This window comes from Synechococcus sp. CS-1326 (assembly GCF_025128115.1).
Classification (GTDB): Bacteria; Cyanobacteriota; Cyanobacteriia; order PCC-6307; family Cyanobiaceae; genus Regnicoccus.
This window is the reverse complement of sequence record NZ_JAHLYV010000004.1, coordinates 1-17,691: the sequence shown is the minus strand read 5'-3', so window position 1 is coordinate 17,691 and position 17,691 is coordinate 1. Positions and strand designations below refer to the sequence as shown.

The window sequence follows — 17,691 nt, the reverse complement described above, 5'->3', positions numbered from 1 at the left end:
TCCCAGCATGGGACCAGCCATGAGCCATCTCCACCCATCCCCATGACCATCCCCGCTCCTCCAGCCCCCCACTCCGAAGGGACCAGCTCACCAACGGTCGGGCCATCCCCGGCTGAAACCACCGGGGTGATCCTCGCCCCCCGTGCCTGGGTGCCCCTCGGGGTGCTGCTGCTGGCCGGCGCCAGCCTGCTGCTGCCCCGATGGGGCGGCAGCGTCTGGCTGGCCGGCGGTGTTGGTGTGCTCGGCCTCTTCCTGCTGCTGCAGACCGCCCTGCTGCGGCTTCAGTTCGGCGAGGAGGACCTGCTGGTCTGGCGGGGCAGCAGCCTGCTGCGCCGCTTCCCTTACCAGGAGTGGCTGGGCTGGACCCTGTTCTGGTGGCCCCTGCCGGTGCTGTTCTATTTCCGTGAACAGCGCAGTATTCATCTGCTGCCGGTGTTGTTTGATGCCACCGCCCTGCGCCAGCAGCTCGACCTGCACCTCAGCGCCCCGAGATGACCGACGCCTCCCCCCCCACCCCCGAACCAGCACCGACCGCCTGGCAGGAGCTGGCTCTGCAGGAGCTGCTTCAGCAGCGCCAGACGCTCGAAGCGGAGATTCGCGGCCTGGAAAGCCGCCGCGATCAGCTCCAGAAGGAACTCACCAGCAGCTTCGCCGGCCAGTCGGACGCGATCGCCCGGCGGCTGAAGGGCTTCCAGGACTACCTCGTGGTGGCCCTGCAGGACCTGGCCAGCCAGGCGGAGCAGATCGAGCTGGTGGTGCCGCCTCTGCTGGTGCAGCCCTCCCCCCTCGATCAGGCCGCAGCCGCTCCGGCCGCAGCCGAACCCGCCGTGGAGGTGGTGGCATCGGCGGGCCAGTTCAGCCAGGACGAAACCCTGATCCGCAGCCAGCTGCAGGGCTTCCTGGGCCAGCCCGACTTCTACGCCGACCCCTGGAAGCTGCGTCGCAGCCTCGAGGCACCAGCCGCCGCCTTGCTCGAAGACTGGTTCCTCAGCCAGGGCGGACGGGGAGCCCAGGCGAGCTGCGGCAGTCGCAACCGCAACGCCCTGGTGGTGGCCGCTGCCATCGCCATCCTCGGTGAGCTCTACGGGGAACGCTTCCAGACCCTGGTTCTGGCCGGCCGGCCGGAGCGCCTCGGCGAATGGCGCCGAGGTCTGCAGGACTGCCTGGGGCTGGCCCGGGAGGACTTCGGACCGAACAGCGGCATCGTCCTGTTCGAGCGGCCCGATGCCCTGATCGAGCGGGCCGACCGGCTCGAGGAAAGGGGCGAACTGCCGTTCATCGTTGTCGATGGCGGCGAAGAGGTGGTGGATATTCCGATCCTGCAGTTCCCGCTCTGGCTGGCCTTCGCCGCCTCTCCGCAGGAACTGGCCCTCGACGAGGACCAGCCTTGAGCACCGTGATCGCCCTGCTGACGGGCTACCTGCTCGGCTCGATCCCCTTCGGCTGGCTGGCCGGCAAATGGCTGGCCGGTGTGGACCTCCGGGAGCTGGGCTCCGGCTCCACCGGTGCCACCAACGTGCTGCGCCAGGTGGGCAAGGGCCCTGCTCTGGTGGTGTTCCTGCTCGATGTTCTCAAGGGCAGCGCCGCCGTGCTGCTGGCGCGGATCCTGCTGCAACCGCTGCTCGCCAGCGCCAGCGGCGACTGGTGGGTAGTGGGGGCCGGCCTGGCCGCCCTGGCCGGCCACAGCTGGCCGATCTGGCTGGGTGGCAAGGGCGGCAAAGCCGTGGCCACCGGCCTGGGGATGCTGCTCGGCCTGGTGCCTGCGGTGGGGCTGGCCTGCTTCGGCCTGTTTCTGGCCACGCTGGCACTGAGCCGGATCGTGTCGTTGTCGAGCGTGGTTGCCGCCCTCAGCCTGCCGCTGCTGATGCTGGCCGATTTCGCCGCGGCCGGAACCGGACTGCGGCCGGCCTACCTGACCCTGGCCATCCTCACCACGCTGCTGGTGGTCTGGCGGCATCGCGCCAATCTGAGCCGTCTGGTTGCCGGCACGGAGCCCAGGCTGGGGGCGCCCCGAACGGAGAGCTGAAGCAAATCAGTCTGAAGACGGATCAATATGAAACGGATCTGTCTGAAATCGGATCTATCTGAAATCGGATCAGCCTGGAACCGGATCAGTGTGAACCCGGATCAGCCGTTCGCCAGGGCCCTGCTGCGCTCGGCGGCGGCCAGCACCGCCTCGATCAGGGCCGAGCGCACGCCGCCTTGCTCCAGCCGGCGCAGGGCGGCGATCGTGGTGCCCGCCGGGCTTGCCACCATGTCCTTGAGCTGGGCTGGGTGGAGATCCCCCTGCTGCAGCAGATCCACCGATCCGGCCAGCATCGCCAGCGCCAGCTCCTGGGCCAGCGCTCTGGACAATCCCGCCGCCACTCCTCCATCGGCCAACGCTTCGATCAGCAGAGCCGCCATCGCCGGCCCGGAGGAGGCGAGGGCAAGGAAAGCATCCAGCTGGCCTTCCGGCAGCTCGAACACCTGGCCGAGCACCCTGAACCAGCGGCAGACCTGATCACGCTGCTCCTGCTCCACCGTGGCGCCCCAGGCCAGGCCGGTGATCCCGGCTCGCACCAGGCAAGGGGTGTTCGGCACGGCCCGGACCAGCCGGCCATGGGGAAAGCACTGCTGCAGGCGTTTCAGGCTGACCCCGGCCAGCAGCGACACCAGCAGCGGTGGCCGGGCTGGATCAAATGGCGGCGCCAGGTCGACCACCTGCTGCAGCTGCTGGGGCTTGATGGCGAGCAGGATGACGGGCTGCTCCCAGGCCGGGGCCGCATCGGTGGAGACAGCCACCCCCAACTCCGCCTGGAGCCGCTGGGCTGAAGCGTCGCTGGCCACCACGGCGCGCACCCCTTCCGGCTGGATCACCCCCTCCTCGAGCAGAGGGATCAGCAGGGCCCGGGCCATGCGGCCCAGGCCGATCACGCCCAGACGAAGCGGAGAGGCCAAGCCGATCAGCCGTGGCCGGAACTGATGTCGGTGCGGCCCCAGGCCGGGCTGGGAGCGGCCTCCGTGTCAGCGCCCAGATCGCGCGAAGGCACGATCGTGGGGGAGGAAGGCTCCTCGCCGGAGGCGGTGGTGACCGTGACGCAGCTGGGGGCGAACAGGAAAATGCTCTCGCCGACGCGTTCCTGGTGACCATCGATGGCGTAGGTGCCACCGGCCACGAAATCCACGGCCCGCTGGGCCTGATCCGGCTCCATCATCGTGAGGTTGATGATCACCGTCTTGCGATCACGCAGGGCCTGGATGGCCCGGGGCATCTCATCGAAACTGCGGGGCTCCATCAGGGTGACTTCCGCCGCCGAGGAGGAAAGACCCGGCATGCCGACCACCTTGCTGCCGCCGAACGGATCCTGGCTCAGGAAATCGGAGGAGAGGGCCAGGCCGCTGCCACTGTCCAGCTGGCCGGCGGCGGTGCCACGGCTGCTGCCCGGCGGCCGGGTGGCCTCACCGGCGTCGTAATCCAGCTCGTCCTCGTAGTCGCTCTCCAGGTAATCGTCACCGGAGACGACGGCACGCAGGCGGGAGAACAACGACACCTTGAATTCCTTCGTGTTGAGCTTGTCCTGAATAGCGTCCCACGTCAGCGCTGGCAACCGGCCCGGTCGCTGAAAATCCTGTTCCGACACACCGTTTCGACACACTCTCCCGCCCAACCGGCCGGCCAGGCGGAGTCAGAGCGCCCGGGCTCCGAACAGGGCCGAGCCGATCCGGACCCAGGTGCTTCCCGCCGCCGCCGCTTCCCGCCAATCCCCGCTCATACCCATCGAGAGCTCCTTCAGACCGAGGCGACCGGCGAGGGCGGCACACTCGCGGAACAGCACCGGGCGTTCGCCCGGCGGCAGATCAAGGGGCGCGATCGCCATCAACCCTTCCAGCCGCAGGGGAGCGAGGCTGCTGAACACCGGCCGCAATCGCTCCAGCTCGGCCGGCTCGAAACCGGTCTTGCCAGGATCGGGGCGCAGCTTCACCTGCAGGAACACCGCCGGACTGAGGCCTTCCTCCCTGGCGATCCGTTGCACCCGCTCGACCAGTTCCAGGCTGTCGAGGGAGTGAATGGTTCCGAAATGACGCAGCACACCCCGCACCTTGTTGGCCTGGAGCCTGCCGATGAAGTGCCAGTCCAGGGGTTCGAGATCACCCAGCTCGGCCTGCTTCGCCACCGCCTCCTGGAGGCGGCTCTCGCCGAAGCTCCGTTGGCCCAGCGCCACGGCCCGCCTGATCCGATCCGCCGGCTGACCCTTGCTCACCGCCAGCAGCCGGCTGCCCTCGGGCAGCTCAGCCCACAGCGACTCCAGGCGCTGCCGGAGGCCGTCATCGGCGGAAGCGGCCACGCTCAGATGAAGGTCTGGTCGAAGAGCTGGCGCCAGCGGGGCAGCATGGAGCTGCCATCGCGGCGGGCCCGCGCCAGGTTCTGCTCGGCGTAGTGACGGGCATCCATCAGCGGAATCACCTCGAAGTGGGCGTTCCTGGACTGCATCGTGACCAGAAAGAACATGCGCTGCGCATACAGCGTGGCGAACAGATCACGCCCCTCTCCGGCCGGCGCCACCTGGTAAAGCAGTCCGAAGGTGGGGTGGTTGAGGTATCGCTCGGTACTCGCCTCTGCGGTCACAGATGGTTCTGTCAGCTACCAATCACAGCGCACCGTACTGCCAGCGCAGTCCAAGCAAGCCGATCAGTGCCAGGCCGGCCACCCAGTTGAGCTTTCTCGCCACCCGCAACGCCAGGCGCAGCTGGCGAGGGGACGACCAGCGGCCGCCACGGGCCATCAGGGCGTCGGCACCCTGCTCTGCCCGCAGCAGCAGATTGGCGAGCAGCCGCTCCGCCACCGCCAGACCCAGGCCGAGGCTGGCCTTCCAGCCAAGCCTGCGCAGGTTCACGGCGCGGGTGGCGATCGATCGCAGCAGGTTCTGGAACTCCTCCTGGACCAGCGGCAGGAAGCGAAGGGCCAGCAACAGGGTGAAGCCGAGCCGCTCGACCGGCAGGCCAAGCGCCTTGAGCGGCGTGATCGCCCAGCTCAGGGCCCAGACCAGCTCCTCCGGCGGTGTGCAGACCAGCAGCAGGTTGGCGCTGTGAATCAGGGTGAACAGCAGGCTGGCGCTGTTCAGCCCCAGCTCCGCTGAACGCCGGTTCACCACCAGGGGACCGATCGGCAGGGGCCCGAGCCGGACAGGCCCCCAGCGCAGCACTTCCCAGGCTTCTCCGGATCGCTCCGGCGGGGGCTGAGCCGGCGGGGTGGGGGCCAGGATCAGCTCGGCGGGGGAACGGCTGAGGCTGGCCGCCGGAACCGCTCCAGCCGGCACAAGGGCCGAGAGCAATCCCACCAGCAGGCTCAGGGCCAGCAGGGCGGGGAGGCTGAGCCGCCACAGCCGCCAGGGCAAACCGCTGCAGGCGGTGATCAGGATCAGGAGCGCCACAAGAGCAAGGCGCCAGTGGGGGCCGGCCAGGATCGGCGTCACCAGGAAGGCGATGGTCCAACCGAGCTTGAGCCGGGGGTCGAGGCGGCGCAGCCAGCTGGAATCCCCATCGACGAACTGGCCGATCGGGAGTTGCCTGAGCCAGTCCATCAGGGCGCCGCCTTCCGATCGGAGGGGTCAGCTCGCTGCGGCGGGTCGCTCAGGGCGCGTCTCGGCATGCTCCTCACTGGGGTCTTCGCTGTGTTCGCCGCCATGCATCCCGCTGTGGGCTTTGGAGCGGGCCTGCTGGCGGGCCAGTTCCTTGTCGGCATCGCGCTCCTGTTTGCCACGCCAGAACAGCTTGATCGGTGAGCCATCGAAGCCGAGGCCCTGGCGGATCTGGCGCTCGACATAGCGGCGGTAGGTGTCACCGAACAGTTTGGGGTCATTGACGAACAGGGTGAAGCTGGGCGGACGGGTCGCCACCTGGGTGCCGTAGTACAGACGGCCCTGGCGGCCGCCGCGGCTGGTGGGCGGCGAGCGCCAGCTCAGGGCCTCCTGCAGCACTTCGTTCACCACCGAGGTGCTCACCCGGCGGCGATGCTGCTCCACGGCCAGGAAAGCCAGGGCAAAGATGCTCTCCACCCGCTGGCCGGTGAGCGCTGAGGTGAACAGCATCGGCGCCCAGTCGAGGAAGTAGAGCTTGGCGCGCAACTCCTTCTCCATCGCCGGCATGGTGTGGCTGTCCTTTTCGATCGCGTCCCACTTGTTGACCACCACCACGCAGGCCCGACCCTCCTCCTCGATGCGTCCGGCCACCCGCTGATCCTGTTCGGTCACCCCGTCGAGGGCGTCGATCACCAGCACGCAGACATCACTGCGCTCCACCGCCTTGAAGCTGCGGGTGATGCCGAAATACTCCGGGCCGTAGCTGACGCTGCGACGGCGGCGGATGCCGGCGGTGTCGAGCAGCTTCCAGGTTTTGCCTTCCCGCTCGATCGTCGTGTCGATCGTGTCGCGGGTGGTGCCGCGGATCGGGCTGACGATGGCCCGCGGCTCGCCGCAGATCGCATTGAGCAGGCTGGATTTGCCCACATTCGGGCGGCCGATGATCGCCAGCTGGATCGGCTCTTCCGTGTCAACATCCTCCGCCTTGGGCAGGAAGCCGATCACCTGATCGAGCAGATCGCCGGTGCCGGCACCGTGGATCGCCGAGATCGGATGGGGTTCACCCAGGCCAAGCCCCCAGAAATCGGCGGCCATCGCCAGGCCCTGATCCGGCGACTCGCACTTGTTCACCGCGAGCAGCACCGGGCAGGCATGGCTGCGCAGCCACTCGGCGATCGCCTCATCGGCCGCCGTGACCCCCTGCTGGCCATCGACGATCACCACCGCCACGGACGCCTCGGCCATGGCCAGGTTGGTCTGCTGCCGGATTTCAGGCAGGAATTCACTGTCGTCATCAAAGACGAGGCCGCCGGTGTCCACCACCAGGAAGGTGCGATCACCCCAGAACCCTTCCTGGTAGGTGCGGTCGCGGGTGACGCCGGGCTGATCGTGCACGATCGCTTCGCGGCTCTTGCACAGCCTGTTCACCAGGGTGGACTTGCCCACATTGGGGCGGCCGATAATGGCGACGACGGGTAACGCCAAACAAACTTATTTCAACCAAACATTGTTCTGCTTTGACCCTACAGAGGGATGTGCTACTCGGGCAGCGGATCCCCACGCTGAGCCAGCCAGGCCAGCAGCCAGCTCACGGCAGTGGCGCGGCGGGTCAGGCGGGGCCTGAGTTCATCGATCCGGTAGCCGCCGAAACCGAGTTGCTCCTTGAGCAACTGCTTGTGGACAGCCGGGATCGAGCGGGTGAGCCTGACGCTGGCCGGGCGCTCGCCGATCAGCTCGGGGGCTTCGGGATAGGCGGCGGCCCAGTCCGAAGGGGTTTCACTTCCGGCCGTCCAGACCCCGCCCTCCAGGCCAGGCACCGCCGGCCGGTAGCCGAGCCGTTGCCAGACCAGTTCGCAGACGAGCCGATCACTGATCCGGTCGGCAAGGATCCGATCCAGCAGGTCGCGGCTGAGCGGGACGACAGAGGGGGCCATCGCGGCAGCGGGCTGGGATCTCCATGCTGACCTCTCCCCTGCACTGGCTGGGGCGCGGCGTTCCTCGACAGCTCGACTGCCGCGTGCTCCAGTCCCCCCTGGCCGGCGTGAGCGACCGGATTTTCCGCTCCCTGGTGCGCCGCTGGGCCCCGGACGCCCTGCTGTTCACCGAGATGGTTCATGCCACCAGCCTCGAGCACGGTCACGGCGGCGAGAAGTTCGAGGATCTGGCCGGCGAAACCGGACCGATCGCCGTGCAGCTCTTCGATCACCGGCCTGCGGCGATGGCCGAGGCGGCGCGGCGGGCCGAAGCGGCCGGCGCCTTCCTGATCGACATCAACATGGGCTGCCCGGTTCGCAAGATCGCCCGCAAGGGCGGCGGCAGTGGCCTGCTGCGCAACCCGGATCTGGCCATGCGGATCGTCGAGGCGGTGAGCGGCGCGGTGCGGATTCCCGTCACCGTCAAGACACGGCTGGGCTGGTGTGGCGGCAGCGCTGATCCGCTGGGCTTCGCCCTGGCGCTGCAGAACGCCGGCGCCCAGTCCCTCACCCTGCATGGCCGGACCCGGGAGCAGGGATTCTCCGGCCTGGCCGACTGGCGGGCGATCGCCGCGGTGAAGCGGGCCCTGGCCATCCCCGTCATCGCCAACGGCGATGTGACCAGTCCGGAAACGGCGCTCGCCTGCCTGGCGATCACCGGCGCCGATGGCGTGATGGTGGGCCGCGGCAGCCTGGGCCATCCCTGGCTGGTGGGCCGCATCGATGCGGCCCTGCGCGGGCGGGCGGTGCCGCCGGAGCCGTCGACCGGCGAGCGGCTGGCCCTGGCGGCCGAGCAGCTCAGGGAGCTGGTGAGCGCCCGGGGCGAAAAGGGTCTGCTGATTGCCCGCAAGCATCTGGGCTGGACCTGCCAGGACTTCGCCGGAGCGGCCCAGCTGCGTCGTCAGCTGATGGGGGCAGCCACCGCTTCCGCCGCACTGGCCCTGCTCAGGGAGGCGGAAGCGGGGCTCAGCAGGGCCTGAGCCGGAGGGGGGCAGGTGCGCGTTTCGAAGTTGCAGCCGTAGATCGTCGGCTTCTGCCAGCTCAGCGGAATCTCCAGCAGATCACGGCTGCCGGTGATCGCCTGGACCGCCAGCAGCACGGCCACCAGCACATTGGCGCTCACATGGAGCCGTTTCATGCGCAGTGACCGGAAGATCTCCGGCTTCGCCGCCATCGAGAACAGCATCAAACCGGTGAGCAGCACCCCGCTCCAGTAGTGGGAGCTCCAGAAAGCGGCGCTGAAGGGGTTGTCACTGAGCCGCCAGATCTCCGGCTGACTGCCGAGCCCCAGCAGGCCGGCCCAGGTGAGCAGGGCAAAGCTGGCCCGCAGGCCGGCCCGCTTCACCCACCAGAGCGCCAGCAGGCTCACGAAGGTGCCGGCGGCCACCAGCATCAGCAGCGCCAGTCTTGAGGCACCACCCGAGAAGGGGGGCTCAGGAGCGACGGCCTTGCTGAGGAAGGAGTAGGTCAGGGCGATCAGCACCGCCACCACCACACCAGCGCTGAGCCAGCGGCCGTGGTCGGCGTGCTCCACCCCCACGGTCGGCGGGAGGGGATGAATCTTCAGGCGCCGTTCCCTGGCCAGGATGCCCAGCCGGATCGTGGCCCCGACAACGGGATAGACGAACAGAATCACCAGCACCGGATGGAGCAGGGAGAACCAGTCGATCGGGGTCATAGGAGGCAGGGCGACGCTGTGAGATAAGCACCGGACCCCCGTTCAGGGAAGCAGTGAGGGCTCGCCGAGCCGAAGCAGCAGCAAGGAGAAATAGGGCTGCTCGGCGGCCGGCACCTGCAGGGCCGGGGCGAGCAGCTGGTCGGGCCAGCCGACCCGCTGGGCCAGCAGTGCCTGGCCCAGCAACCGGCGTCGCTCCAGCAACGGTCGCACCCAGTTCCAGCGACGGCCCAGCTTGAGCAGGGCCAGGTTGGCCCTCTGCCGCTCCGGCTCCTGCAGCAACTTATCCAGCAGCGCTTCGAGCGCGTCGGGCTGGTCCGGGGTCGTGCGCAGCAGCAGCCCCTGCTGCTGCAGGGCCAGGGGCCAGCGAGCCGCCGCCGCCGCCGCCGCCACCGAAGTGATGCCGGGAATCAGTCGCACCGGGCATTCGGGATGGCGCTCGGCCACCGCCAGCAGGCCATAGGACGCACTGGCGAACAGGGACACATCCCCTTCGCAGAGCAGCACCGTCCGGCGGCCGGCCGCCACCTGATCCGCCAGGCGATCGGCCGCCTCATGCCAGGCCGCCCGCCGCGGCTCTTCCTCCAGCACCATCGGGAACACCAGGGGCAACCTCCCCTGATCGGCTCTCAGCCAGGGGGCCGCGATCGCGGCGGCCATGCCCTCCCCCCCCGGCCGCGCCACCGGATACGCCACCACATCCGCTGCCTGGATCACGCGCACCGCCGCCACGGTGAGCAGCTCCGGATCACCCGGACCCACCCCCACCAGGCTCAGGCCGGGCGGACCGGGCGGGGTGGCACCGATCAGCTCGAAGGATTCGCTCAACGGGATTCCACGCGGATTTCTAGGCTGCCTGATCATTCCGCCGCCCCCGCCACCTTGAGCCGCCTGACGATCTACACCGCCGCGACCGCCACGCCGCAGCTGGAGAGCACCGACGGGGAGCAGATCGCCGCCGAGCTGGGCAGCCGGGGCATCGGCTTCGAGCGCTGGGCAGCCCGGGCCACCCTGGCGGCTGACGCCGATCCCGCCACGGTGCTGGCCGCCTACGCCGATGAGGTGGCCCGGGTGCAGAGCCAGGGTCCCTACCCCACGGTGGATGCGATCCGGCTACGCCCCGATCACCCCGCCAGGCAGGAGCTGCGCCAGACGTTTCTGGCCGAGCACACCCATGCCGAAGACGAGGTGCGCTTCTTCGTGGAGGGCAGCGGGCTGTTCTGCCTGCATCTCGGCACGGAGGTGCTGCAGGTGCTGTGTGAACGCAACGACCTGATCCGCGTGCCGGCCGGGACCCGCCACTGGTTCGACATGGGCAGCGCCCCACGGTTCACCGCCATCCGCTTCTTCGACAATCCCGAAGGTTGGGTGGCCCGCTTCACCGAGGATCCGATCGCCGCGCGCTTCCCCCTGCTCCCCTGACTCCCCGGTGGGCGGGCTCAGCTGTGCAATCGGGGCTGGGGGTGCAGAACAGCAAGCAGCTCGGCCTCCGCGGCGGCGAGCTCCTCCAGTCGCGCGATCAGCTCAGCCCGCGGCCAGCGGCGCTCGCAGAGCACCCAGTAGAGGCCGAAATGGCGGGCCTCGCTCACCAGCAGCCCGGCGTAGAGGCCCGCCAGCTCAGGGTCGGACCAACGGCCGGCCAGCAGGGCGAGGCGCTCGTGGCTGCGGGCTTCGATCAGCCCGGCCACCAGAAAGCTGTCGAGCTGGCGGCCAGGCTCCTGGCGGCGAATCAACTTGGCCAGGCCGGCGCCATAGGGGGGCGCGGCCAGGGGCCGCAGCTGGATGCCGCGGCGCTGCAACAGGGCGAGAAGCTGCTCGAAATGCTCGAGTTCCTCCCGGGCCAGGGGGCTGAGCACCGAGGCGAGATCGGGATCGGAGGGGTAGCGGAACATCAGCTGCAGGGCCACGCCGGCCGCCTTGCGTTCGCAATGGGCATGGTCGATCAGCACCTCCAGGGGGTGGGCCAGGGCCTGCTCCAGCCAGGCCTCACTGCTGGGCGCGGCCAGCCAGCGCACCCGGGCCGAGGTCATGCTCCCTCCCGCAGATGCGCCACCAGCCCCTCAAGGGCAAGCCGGTAGCTGGTGGGGCCGAAGCCGCAGATCACACCCACCGCCTTGTCGGCCAGGGTGGAGGCGTGGCGGAAGGACTCACGGGCGTGGGTATTGCTGAGGTGCAGCTCCACGAAGGGCAGGGCCACCGCCAGCAGGGCGTCGCGCAGGGCGATCGAGGTGTGGGTGAAAGCGCCGGCATTGATGAGGATCCCGTTGCTGTCCCCGGCGGCCAGCTGGATCCTGTCGACCAGGGCACCCTCATGGTTGCTCTGAAAGCAACTGAGGCTCGCGCCCAGCTCAGCTGCTCTCTGCTGGAGGCCCGAATTGATCTGATCCAGGCTGGTGGTGCCATAGAGACCGGGCTCGCGGAGGCCCAGAAGATTCAGGTTGGGGCCGTGCAGCACAAGCAAATGCATGGGGGAGGTTGGCTGGTAAGTTGTCGAGGTGTGGTGCGGGTCGGTGCCCGAGTGGTTAATGGGGGCGGACTGTAAATCCGCTGGCTTCGCCTACGTTGGTTCAAATCCAACCCGGCCCACCTTCCACATGCCCTTGTAGCTCAGCGGTAGAGCACTCCCTTGGTAAGGGAGAGGTCACGAGTTCAATTCTCGTCAAGGGCTTCCTGAAAACCCAGTCCAAAACTGGATTTCACGGAAAAACCTTTCCCCCCGGAGAGGAGGTGGTGCTCATCACCAAGCCAAATGTTCCGTCGTGCGCTTTGCCGAGGCGCTGATTGATCCTCGGCATGTCAATATCCCACCAGCCCTATCGGTGCATCACGCACCCAGCATCACCAGCTTGGCCAGAAGACCCAGTCGGGCAGCGAAAGCCTCGGCATAGCCACTATCTAAGGAGAGCGGCTGGATCCAGGCCAAGGTCGCACATCCATCACCCGGCGGTTTCAACTCCCGCTCACCGATGGCCAACCGGAAGCCAGCAACCTGGATGGTCCACTGAGTCTGGAGACGCGGCACCACTGGCACCGACGCGGGAGGGATACCAGAGGGGTTTTTGAGTGAATCTGCGGCGGGAGCTCCACGCCAGCCGGCGGACAATCTTCCTCGCCTGTACTGAATCCACACTCATGCCCAACGTATGACCCGTGGAAAGAGAACCCTTCGCTGCCCTTAATAGGCGTTTGTCGAGCGAAGATGCAGGATCGTCTTGATCAGGATCTCAAGATCCAAACCAAATGACCATTCACGCTGGTAGCGCAGGTCAGCATCGATGCGGCTTTCCATGGCGATCAGTTCGGCAGTTTCACCGCGCCAACCTTCCACCTGAGCAAGGCCAGTGATTCCGGGCTTGAACTGGTGACGTTGCATGTAACCGGGGATGAGCTTGCGATACAGCTCATTGTGCTCAACGGCATGGGGCCGAGGGCCAACCAGGCTCATGGAGCCTGTGAGCACATTGAACAGCTGGGGCAGCTCATCGAGTGACCAGCGTCGCAGAAAACGGCCAATCGGCGTGATGCGGAGATCGTCACGGCTGGCCTGACGCAGACCAGGCTGATCGCCATTCTCAGTCACCGTCATGGTGCGGAATTTACAAATCTTGAAGCGACGGCCATTGAGGCCATAGCGTGCCTGGCGGAAAAGGATCGGACCTGGGCTGGTGCAGGCCACCAGTGCTCCGATCAGCAAGAACAATGGCGCCAGAAAGATGATGGCAGCTCCAGCCAACAGGAGATCGAACAGCCGCTTGATCTGAGTATCAATCAGCGAATCCTTATTGCCCCAGAGACCGATGCAGAAACGACTGCCGATCTGCTCTACGTGGAAGCGCATCGAGGGGAGACCCCATGGCGGCACGTAAAAGACGGGCTTGCAGGTGTCGCCAAAAAAATGGATCAGGGCCTTCATCGACACATCCTGGGTGTTCACATGACTGAAGAAGATGAGATCAACAGCATTGGCATCAAGCCACTCACGCAGTTCCCTCAGTCCTCCACCGATGGGGGGCTTCATGCCCGGCGGTAATGGAGGCAAGGCTCCATTGGGTGGTCTGAACCAAGCCACAAGTCGAAGCCCTAGCTGGGGCAGGTCGTTCAGTTCCTGGTAAAAGGCCAAGGCACTCTCGGATGAGCCCCAGAACAGCACTGTCTTGGTGTTGCCACCATTCCTGCGATGAAAACGCAGAACGAGTCGACTACCAACATGCATGGTAATCAGAATCAGCCAGACAAGAAGCGCCCAGGAGCCAAAATCGAGACGAGAAAAAGTGGCAGTGACTTTGGTCGCGAATCCCACTAGGAGCAGGGCGGTGAGCACCTGAAACCAGCTGACAGTGATGCGTAGGACCAACGTAAACAGGCTGGTCTGGCGGTAAGGCTGATAGATTTTGCCGTGGTTAAAGAATATCAGCGAGAACAACAGCACCAAGAGAACACCAGGAAGGTGAAGCCTTAATGGAAGCTGATTGCCACTAACAGAGGGAATCAGCCAAAAGAGAGTAGAGGGAATGAGGAGATCAAAAAAACTCAGAATACGTGCAAAATCGCGCCCGTGAAGCCGAAAAATGCTTCTACGAAGGAGGTCAGGCTTCAAGCAACCTATTGACTCATGGCGCTCAGAAGTTTGACGAATTGACCCTCCCAAACGCTCAGGCCTTATCCGCCTTCGGACGGAATGAGATTTAGCTCTGGTTTGCATCGTTATTCAAGCCTTTTCGAATCTGTTGAGCCAAGTCTCCAAGTTCGACCATGGCTGGCATCGTTTCAACAATAGGTCCCAAGCCTGCATATCCTCACCAAAGACAAGTCCAGAGGGAAATCGCGATGATCGCCAGCACATCGCCGAGAACGAAGCGCCTGTCAGGAGAGAGGGCTCATCAATGGAATCGTCTCAGTCGGTGTACGAGGAATCGATAGGATGCAAAAGATATGTTCTTGCCAATTCCTGATGGTTCTCTGGAAGTAGTCTCCACTTGCATTCAGGCTTTACTCATGTCGATGTGGGATCCCGCAATAAATGACACAGAGACTGGCCTGCCACGGAGGCAAGTAAGATTCTCAAGCTTTCTCCTGTCGAGAATTTCGCTCTGGGTGCCTTGTCGGGCCATCTTGATCATCTGGCTCAAAGACTGGACACTCAGGTCCTGCCTTACGGCAGGACCGACAAGATTTCCCCGAATGATGAATAATGAGCATTAAGGGACCAGGCAACGGAAGGGGTCAGCGACGGCACCGTTCGGTTGGCAACCGCAGGGTGAGCTTCACAAAGGGGTTCACCCGACAGGGCATTCGGCCATGTCCATGAAGCCCCCAAGCTCGCCAGGCGACGGCATTAGCGCCGAAGCACAGGAATCCCGCTCGCCCGCAACGGATAACTCCCTCGGGGGCGTTTTTAAAGCATCAGCGTTGATCGGCTCATCGGCTTTGATGGGCGCTGCTCTGGGGGCGTTGCGCGCCAAGACCCTGGCAGTCCTGCTCGGCCCAGCAGGAATTGGACTCATGGGAACCTTCACTATGGTCCAGGAACTGGCCCGCAGCATGGCTCAGTTGGGCATGACCCAGAGTGGAGTCCGCCAGGTTGCTGAGGCCGCGAGTACTGGGGACGATCAGCGTCTTGCCCTCGTAGCCCTCGTCCTGCGACGGATCACCATCCTGTGCGGGTTTCTTGGCGCCATCGCCCTCTGGGCCAGCTCAGGTGCTGTCTCGACACTGACCTTCGGCACGAAGGAGCAGGCCACTTCCATTTCCCTTCTCGCCCTGGCGCTGTTCCTCACCGTGGTGGCGGATGGCCGTGGCGCCCTCCTCCAGGGCATGCGCCGGATGAAGGCCGTGGCGAAGCTCTCCGTATTTGGCGCGCTGCTGGGGACCATCGCCACCGTCGTTCTTGTCTATTTCCTCAGGGAGCGCGCCATCGTGCCGTCTCTAGTTGCTGCTGCAATGGCCTACCTAGGGCTCGCCTGGTGGTTCAGCCGCGGCATCGGAAAGGCAGTCGTCGTTCCCAAGGCCGGCGAGGTGGCCCGGGAGACCGCCCTTCTGTTCAACTTGGGGCTGGCCTTTCTGGCTAGTGGTCTGCTGATGTCCGGGTCCGATTATGTGGTGCGGACTTTCATCATTCGTATGGAGGGGATAGAAAATGCAGGCCTCTATCAAGCCGCCTGGACGGTAGGAGGGCTTTACGTCGGCTTTGTCCTGCAGGCAGTCGCAATGGACTTCTATCCACGCCTCGTCGGCGTGGTAAATGACCATCACGTCTGCAATGCCACAGTCAATGAGCAAACAACCGTGAGCATGCTTATGGCTGCACCAGGCATCATCGCGACCATTACCTTTGCGCCACTGGCCATCCATTTATTCTACAGCGCAAAGTTTTTCGGCTCAATCGTTCTGCTGCAGTGGATATGCATGGGCATGGCCATACGTATTATTGTCACGCCGATGAGATTCATCATTATTGCCATGAATCGAAGGTTGGCCTTTTTTGCCGTCGAGGCAGCCTGGGCTACCTTCAATATCGCCGCCACGTGGTGGGGTCTCCATGCTTTTGGGCTCGAAGGCGCCGCAATCGCCTTCTTGCTGACAAACGTGTTCCAAGCTCTGTTTGTCTACCTTCTAGCCCATAACATGACTGGTTTCCAATGGTCTGCGGAAAACCGTCGAACAGGTTCCTATTTCTTGCTTGCATGCCTGATGACATTTGTTCTGCAGAAGACGCTCTCACAATGGCCGGCACTTGCCGTTGGCACGATCATCACCTTGGCAAGCTTGTTGCTCTGTGTTCGAACGACCCTCAGACTGACCGGGATGGGGAGCATTTCCAATAGCCTGTCTGGTATCATGCGTAGCAGCAGGAAAGATTGAATAGGTATTTCGATACGAACAAAGATTGAGCAGTTCGCAATAGCGGAACTAATTTCCCCTCTTTGCATATTGAATACTACAGCGCATACAATCCTGCAGAAACTAATACTACCGTCTGATGTTGTGTGCCGCTGGAGCTTGCCTGAGCGGTGCTACTCAGCGCCACTCCTAATCATAGGGTTCGCGTTTATTCGCATTCTTCTACCTCTGAGCCGAAACCCAAGTCCCCTATCTTTCAATGGCGCAATTCCATGCTTCCCACAACCAAAGTTAATTTCTCACTCAATTCTTAGAGATCCTTTCGCTGCATCTCCTGCTGAGCAATCGATTTCTCTGCTATTATCCGCAAATGATGCTCCATATTGCAGATGCCTGATCCCGCAATTTTTTCTCCTTCGATTGAGCTGACCACAGGCGAAGGGGCTCATGGTGTCGCAGCAGGCGACATCAATGGTGACGGCATCAACGATCTTGTTGTGGTCAACGCTGGTACAGACAGTGTGTCTGTGCTTCTTGGCCTGGGAGATGGAACGTTCCAGAGCGCGGTTTCCTATGGCGTGGTCGGCGATCAGCCGAAGTCAGTCGTTCTGGTCGACTTCAACGGCGATGGCCGGCTTGATCTGCTAACGGCCAATCAAGGAGATGCCGGTACGGTCAGCATCCTCTACAACAATCCAAATTCTGTCGGCACCTTCCTTCCGGCTGTTGTTCTTGGAGGAGCTCCCGGCAGCCATGAGGCAGTTGCTGCCGATGTGGACCTCGACGGCGACCTGGACATCGCTGTGGCCGGTTGGGGCGGCAGCATCATTCGCGTTTTACTGAACAGCGGTAGCGGTGTGTTCAGCAGCAGCAACTCCTTTGTCTACAACGTTGGAAACGCTCCTCATTCCCTGCAGTTTGGCGACTTCAACAATGATTCCCGTCCCGACCTCGCCGTAGCCAATACCAACAGTGGTAGCGTAACAATCCTCCTCAACGGCGTTGCTGGCGCAGCGGCAGGCACCTTCACGGCCACGGCCACCTATTCCGTAGGAGGAGGTCCACACTCGATCCGGTTGGCCGATGTGGACGGCGATGGCAACCTGGATCTGGCCACAGCCAATCAGGATTCCGACTCCATCAGCCTTTTGCTCGGCCAGGGCAACGGCACCTTCATGTCAACGGCGCCCTTGGGCACTGGACCCGTGCCCAAGGGCATCGCCATCGCCGACGTGAACGGGGATGGCCTGCTGGATCTGCTGACGGCCAATACCGCAGGGAACTATCCCAACAACAGCAACAACCCCGGCGGCAACTCGATCAGCATCCACTATGGCCAAGGCGAGGGTGTGTTCAGCGCGCCGGTGACGGTGACCACCGGCAACACACCCTTCGCAGTGATAGCCGCCGACTTCAACGCAGATGGACTTCTGGACCTGGCCACGGCCAACTGGTTCGGCAGCGGAGGTAGCGGCAGTGCGGGCGTCCTGATCAACGCGTCCGTGCCGCCGGTCAACGACGGAACCGGCCCGGCAGCCACGCTCACGGCCAGCAACATCACGGTCGCTCCAGGCGGGGCCTATACCTTCACCGTGCGCTACGTCGATCCCTCCGGAGTCGACGTCACCACGATCGACAGCAC

Annotated in this window: 18 protein-coding genes, 2 tRNA genes and 2 pseudogenes; 9 read left to right on the top strand and 13 right to left on the bottom strand. The window is 64.7% G+C overall.

Going from position 1 to position 17,691, the window contains the following annotated elements:
* Positions 1 to 42 precede the first annotated feature (42 nt).
* The 3 genes from KQ307_RS00770 to plsY are packed head-to-tail and all read left to right on the top strand — an operon-like array spanning position 43 to position 2,026.
* Positions 43 to 495, top strand: coding sequence for a DUF3119 family protein (locus KQ307_RS00770; protein WP_259726626.1), 453 nt, complete (start codon positions 43 to 45; stop codon positions 493 to 495).
* Positions 492 to 1,391, top strand: coding sequence for a DUF3086 domain-containing protein (locus KQ307_RS00765; RefSeq protein ID WP_259726625.1), 900 nt, complete (start codon positions 492 to 494; stop codon positions 1,389 to 1,391). Before KQ307_RS00770 ends, KQ307_RS00765 begins: the two co-directional genes overlap by 4 nt.
* Positions 1,388 to 2,026 carry a glycerol-3-phosphate 1-O-acyltransferase PlsY gene (gene plsY, locus KQ307_RS00760; protein ID WP_259701971.1) on the top strand — a complete coding sequence of 213 codons (639 nt, stop codon included), beginning with the start codon at positions 1,388 to 1,390 and terminating at the stop codon, positions 2,024 to 2,026. The genes KQ307_RS00765 and plsY overlap by 4 nt, the downstream gene beginning before the upstream one ends.
* Before the next feature lie 101 nt (positions 2,027 to 2,127).
* Here the strand turns inward: plsY and proC are convergent, their stop codons facing one another.
* From proC to KQ307_RS00725, 7 genes and pseudogenes are all read right to left on the bottom strand, one after another.
* Entirely contained in the window at positions 2,128 to 2,898 is a 771-nt protein-coding gene (gene proC / locus KQ307_RS00755; protein WP_399241816.1) for a pyrroline-5-carboxylate reductase, read from the bottom strand.
* A 47-nt stretch (positions 2,899 to 2,945) separates the two neighbouring features.
* Positions 2,946 to 3,533, bottom strand: a complete 588-nt coding sequence (locus KQ307_RS00750; protein ID WP_259702181.1) for a cell division protein SepF — start codon at positions 3,531 to 3,533, stop codon at positions 2,946 to 2,948.
* A gap of 135 nt (positions 3,534 to 3,668) precedes the next feature.
* Positions 3,669 to 4,334: a YggS family pyridoxal phosphate-dependent enzyme gene (locus KQ307_RS00745; RefSeq protein ID WP_259726670.1), complete on the bottom strand. Its 666-nt coding sequence runs from the start codon at positions 4,332 to 4,334 to the stop codon at positions 3,669 to 3,671.
* The gene (locus KQ307_RS00740; protein ID WP_259701969.1) at positions 4,331 to 4,609 is read right to left on the bottom strand and encodes a PipX family protein; all 279 of its coding nucleotides are present in this window, start codon (positions 4,607 to 4,609) and stop codon (positions 4,331 to 4,333) included. Before KQ307_RS00740 ends, KQ307_RS00745 begins: the two co-directional genes overlap by 4 nt.
* A gap of 22 nt (positions 4,610 to 4,631) precedes the next feature.
* On the bottom strand, positions 4,632 to 5,564 hold the full coding sequence (locus tag KQ307_RS00735) for a CbiQ family ECF transporter T component (RefSeq protein WP_259726623.1): 933 nt from the start codon (positions 5,562 to 5,564) through the stop codon (positions 4,632 to 4,634).
* A gap of 126 nt (positions 5,565 to 5,690) precedes the next feature.
* Positions 5,691 to 7,046 (bottom strand): annotated as a pseudogene (gene der / locus KQ307_RS00730) (ribosome biogenesis GTPase Der); the annotation flags it as partial.
* Positions 7,047 to 7,102: 56 nt separating this feature from the next.
* Positions 7,103 to 7,495, bottom strand: a pseudogene (locus KQ307_RS00725) (DUF1823 family protein); the annotation flags it as partial.
* 23 nt (positions 7,496 to 7,518) lie between these two features.
* Here KQ307_RS00725 and dusB point away from each other — a divergent pair.
* Complete coding sequence (dusB, locus tag KQ307_RS00720; protein ID WP_259701966.1) at positions 7,519 to 8,514, top strand: tRNA dihydrouridine synthase DusB; 996 nt, start codon at positions 7,519 to 7,521, stop codon at positions 8,512 to 8,514.
* Here dusB and KQ307_RS00715 read toward each other — a convergent pair.
* Together KQ307_RS00715 and KQ307_RS00710 are read right to left on the bottom strand one after the other, a co-directional pair.
* The gene (locus KQ307_RS00715) at positions 8,436 to 9,212 is read right to left on the bottom strand and encodes a DUF4079 domain-containing protein (protein WP_259701965.1); all 777 of its coding nucleotides are present in this window, start codon (positions 9,210 to 9,212) and stop codon (positions 8,436 to 8,438) included. The two genes, dusB and KQ307_RS00715, sit on opposite strands and share 79 nt — an antisense overlap.
* A 42-nt stretch (positions 9,213 to 9,254) precedes the next feature.
* Positions 9,255 to 9,977, bottom strand: a complete 723-nt coding sequence (locus KQ307_RS00710) for an SAM-dependent methyltransferase (protein ID WP_399241818.1) — start codon at positions 9,975 to 9,977, stop codon at positions 9,255 to 9,257.
* 114 nt (positions 9,978 to 10,091) lie between these two features.
* On the opposite strand from KQ307_RS00710, the gene KQ307_RS00705 reads away from it, so the two are divergent.
* Positions 10,092 to 10,631, top strand: a complete 540-nt coding sequence (locus KQ307_RS00705; RefSeq protein ID WP_259701964.1) for an acireductone dioxygenase — start codon at positions 10,092 to 10,094, stop codon at positions 10,629 to 10,631.
* A gap of 17 nt (positions 10,632 to 10,648) precedes the next feature.
* Here KQ307_RS00705 and KQ307_RS00700 read toward each other — a convergent pair whose 3' ends face one another.
* Both KQ307_RS00700 and aroQ read right to left on the bottom strand, forming a co-directional pair.
* Positions 10,649 to 11,239, bottom strand: a complete 591-nt coding sequence (locus KQ307_RS00700; RefSeq protein WP_259701963.1) for a tRNA-(ms[2]io[6]A)-hydroxylase — start codon at positions 11,237 to 11,239, stop codon at positions 10,649 to 10,651.
* The gene (gene aroQ / locus KQ307_RS00695) at positions 11,236 to 11,676 is read right to left on the bottom strand and encodes a type II 3-dehydroquinate dehydratase (protein WP_259726620.1); all 441 of its coding nucleotides are present in this window, start codon (positions 11,674 to 11,676) and stop codon (positions 11,236 to 11,238) included. The genes KQ307_RS00700 and aroQ overlap by 4 nt, the downstream gene beginning before the upstream one ends.
* A gap of 37 nt (positions 11,677 to 11,713) precedes the next feature.
* On the opposite strand from aroQ, the gene KQ307_RS00690 reads away from it, so the two are divergent.
* Together KQ307_RS00690 and KQ307_RS00685 are read left to right on the top strand one after the other, a co-directional pair.
* Positions 11,714 to 11,795, top strand: a tRNA-Tyr gene (locus KQ307_RS00690).
* A gap of 10 nt (positions 11,796 to 11,805) precedes the next feature.
* Positions 11,806 to 11,877: transfer RNA gene (locus tag KQ307_RS00685), tRNA-Thr, on the top strand.
* A 156-nt stretch (positions 11,878 to 12,033) separates the two neighbouring features.
* Here the strand turns inward: KQ307_RS00685 and KQ307_RS00680 are convergent.
* On the bottom strand, positions 12,034 to 12,183 hold the full coding sequence (locus tag KQ307_RS00680) for a hypothetical protein (RefSeq protein WP_259726619.1): 150 nt from the start codon (positions 12,181 to 12,183) through the stop codon (positions 12,034 to 12,036).
* 201 nt (positions 12,184 to 12,384) lie between these two features.
* Positions 12,385 to 13,806 (bottom strand): exopolysaccharide biosynthesis polyprenyl glycosylphosphotransferase, encoded by a 1,422-nt coding sequence (locus KQ307_RS00675; RefSeq protein ID WP_259726618.1) that lies wholly within the window; start codon positions 13,804 to 13,806, stop codon positions 12,385 to 12,387.
* Between the two features lie 707 nt (positions 13,807 to 14,513).
* Here KQ307_RS00675 and KQ307_RS00670 point away from each other — a divergent pair.
* Together KQ307_RS00670 and KQ307_RS00665 are read left to right on the top strand one after the other, a co-directional pair.
* Entirely contained in the window at positions 14,514 to 16,070 is a 1,557-nt protein-coding gene (locus tag KQ307_RS00670; RefSeq protein WP_259726617.1) for an O-antigen translocase, read from the top strand.
* 368 nt (positions 16,071 to 16,438) lie between these two features.
* On the top strand, positions 16,439 to 17,691 hold a 1,253-nt coding region (locus KQ307_RS00665; RefSeq protein ID WP_259726616.1), incomplete at its 3' end, for a VCBS repeat-containing protein.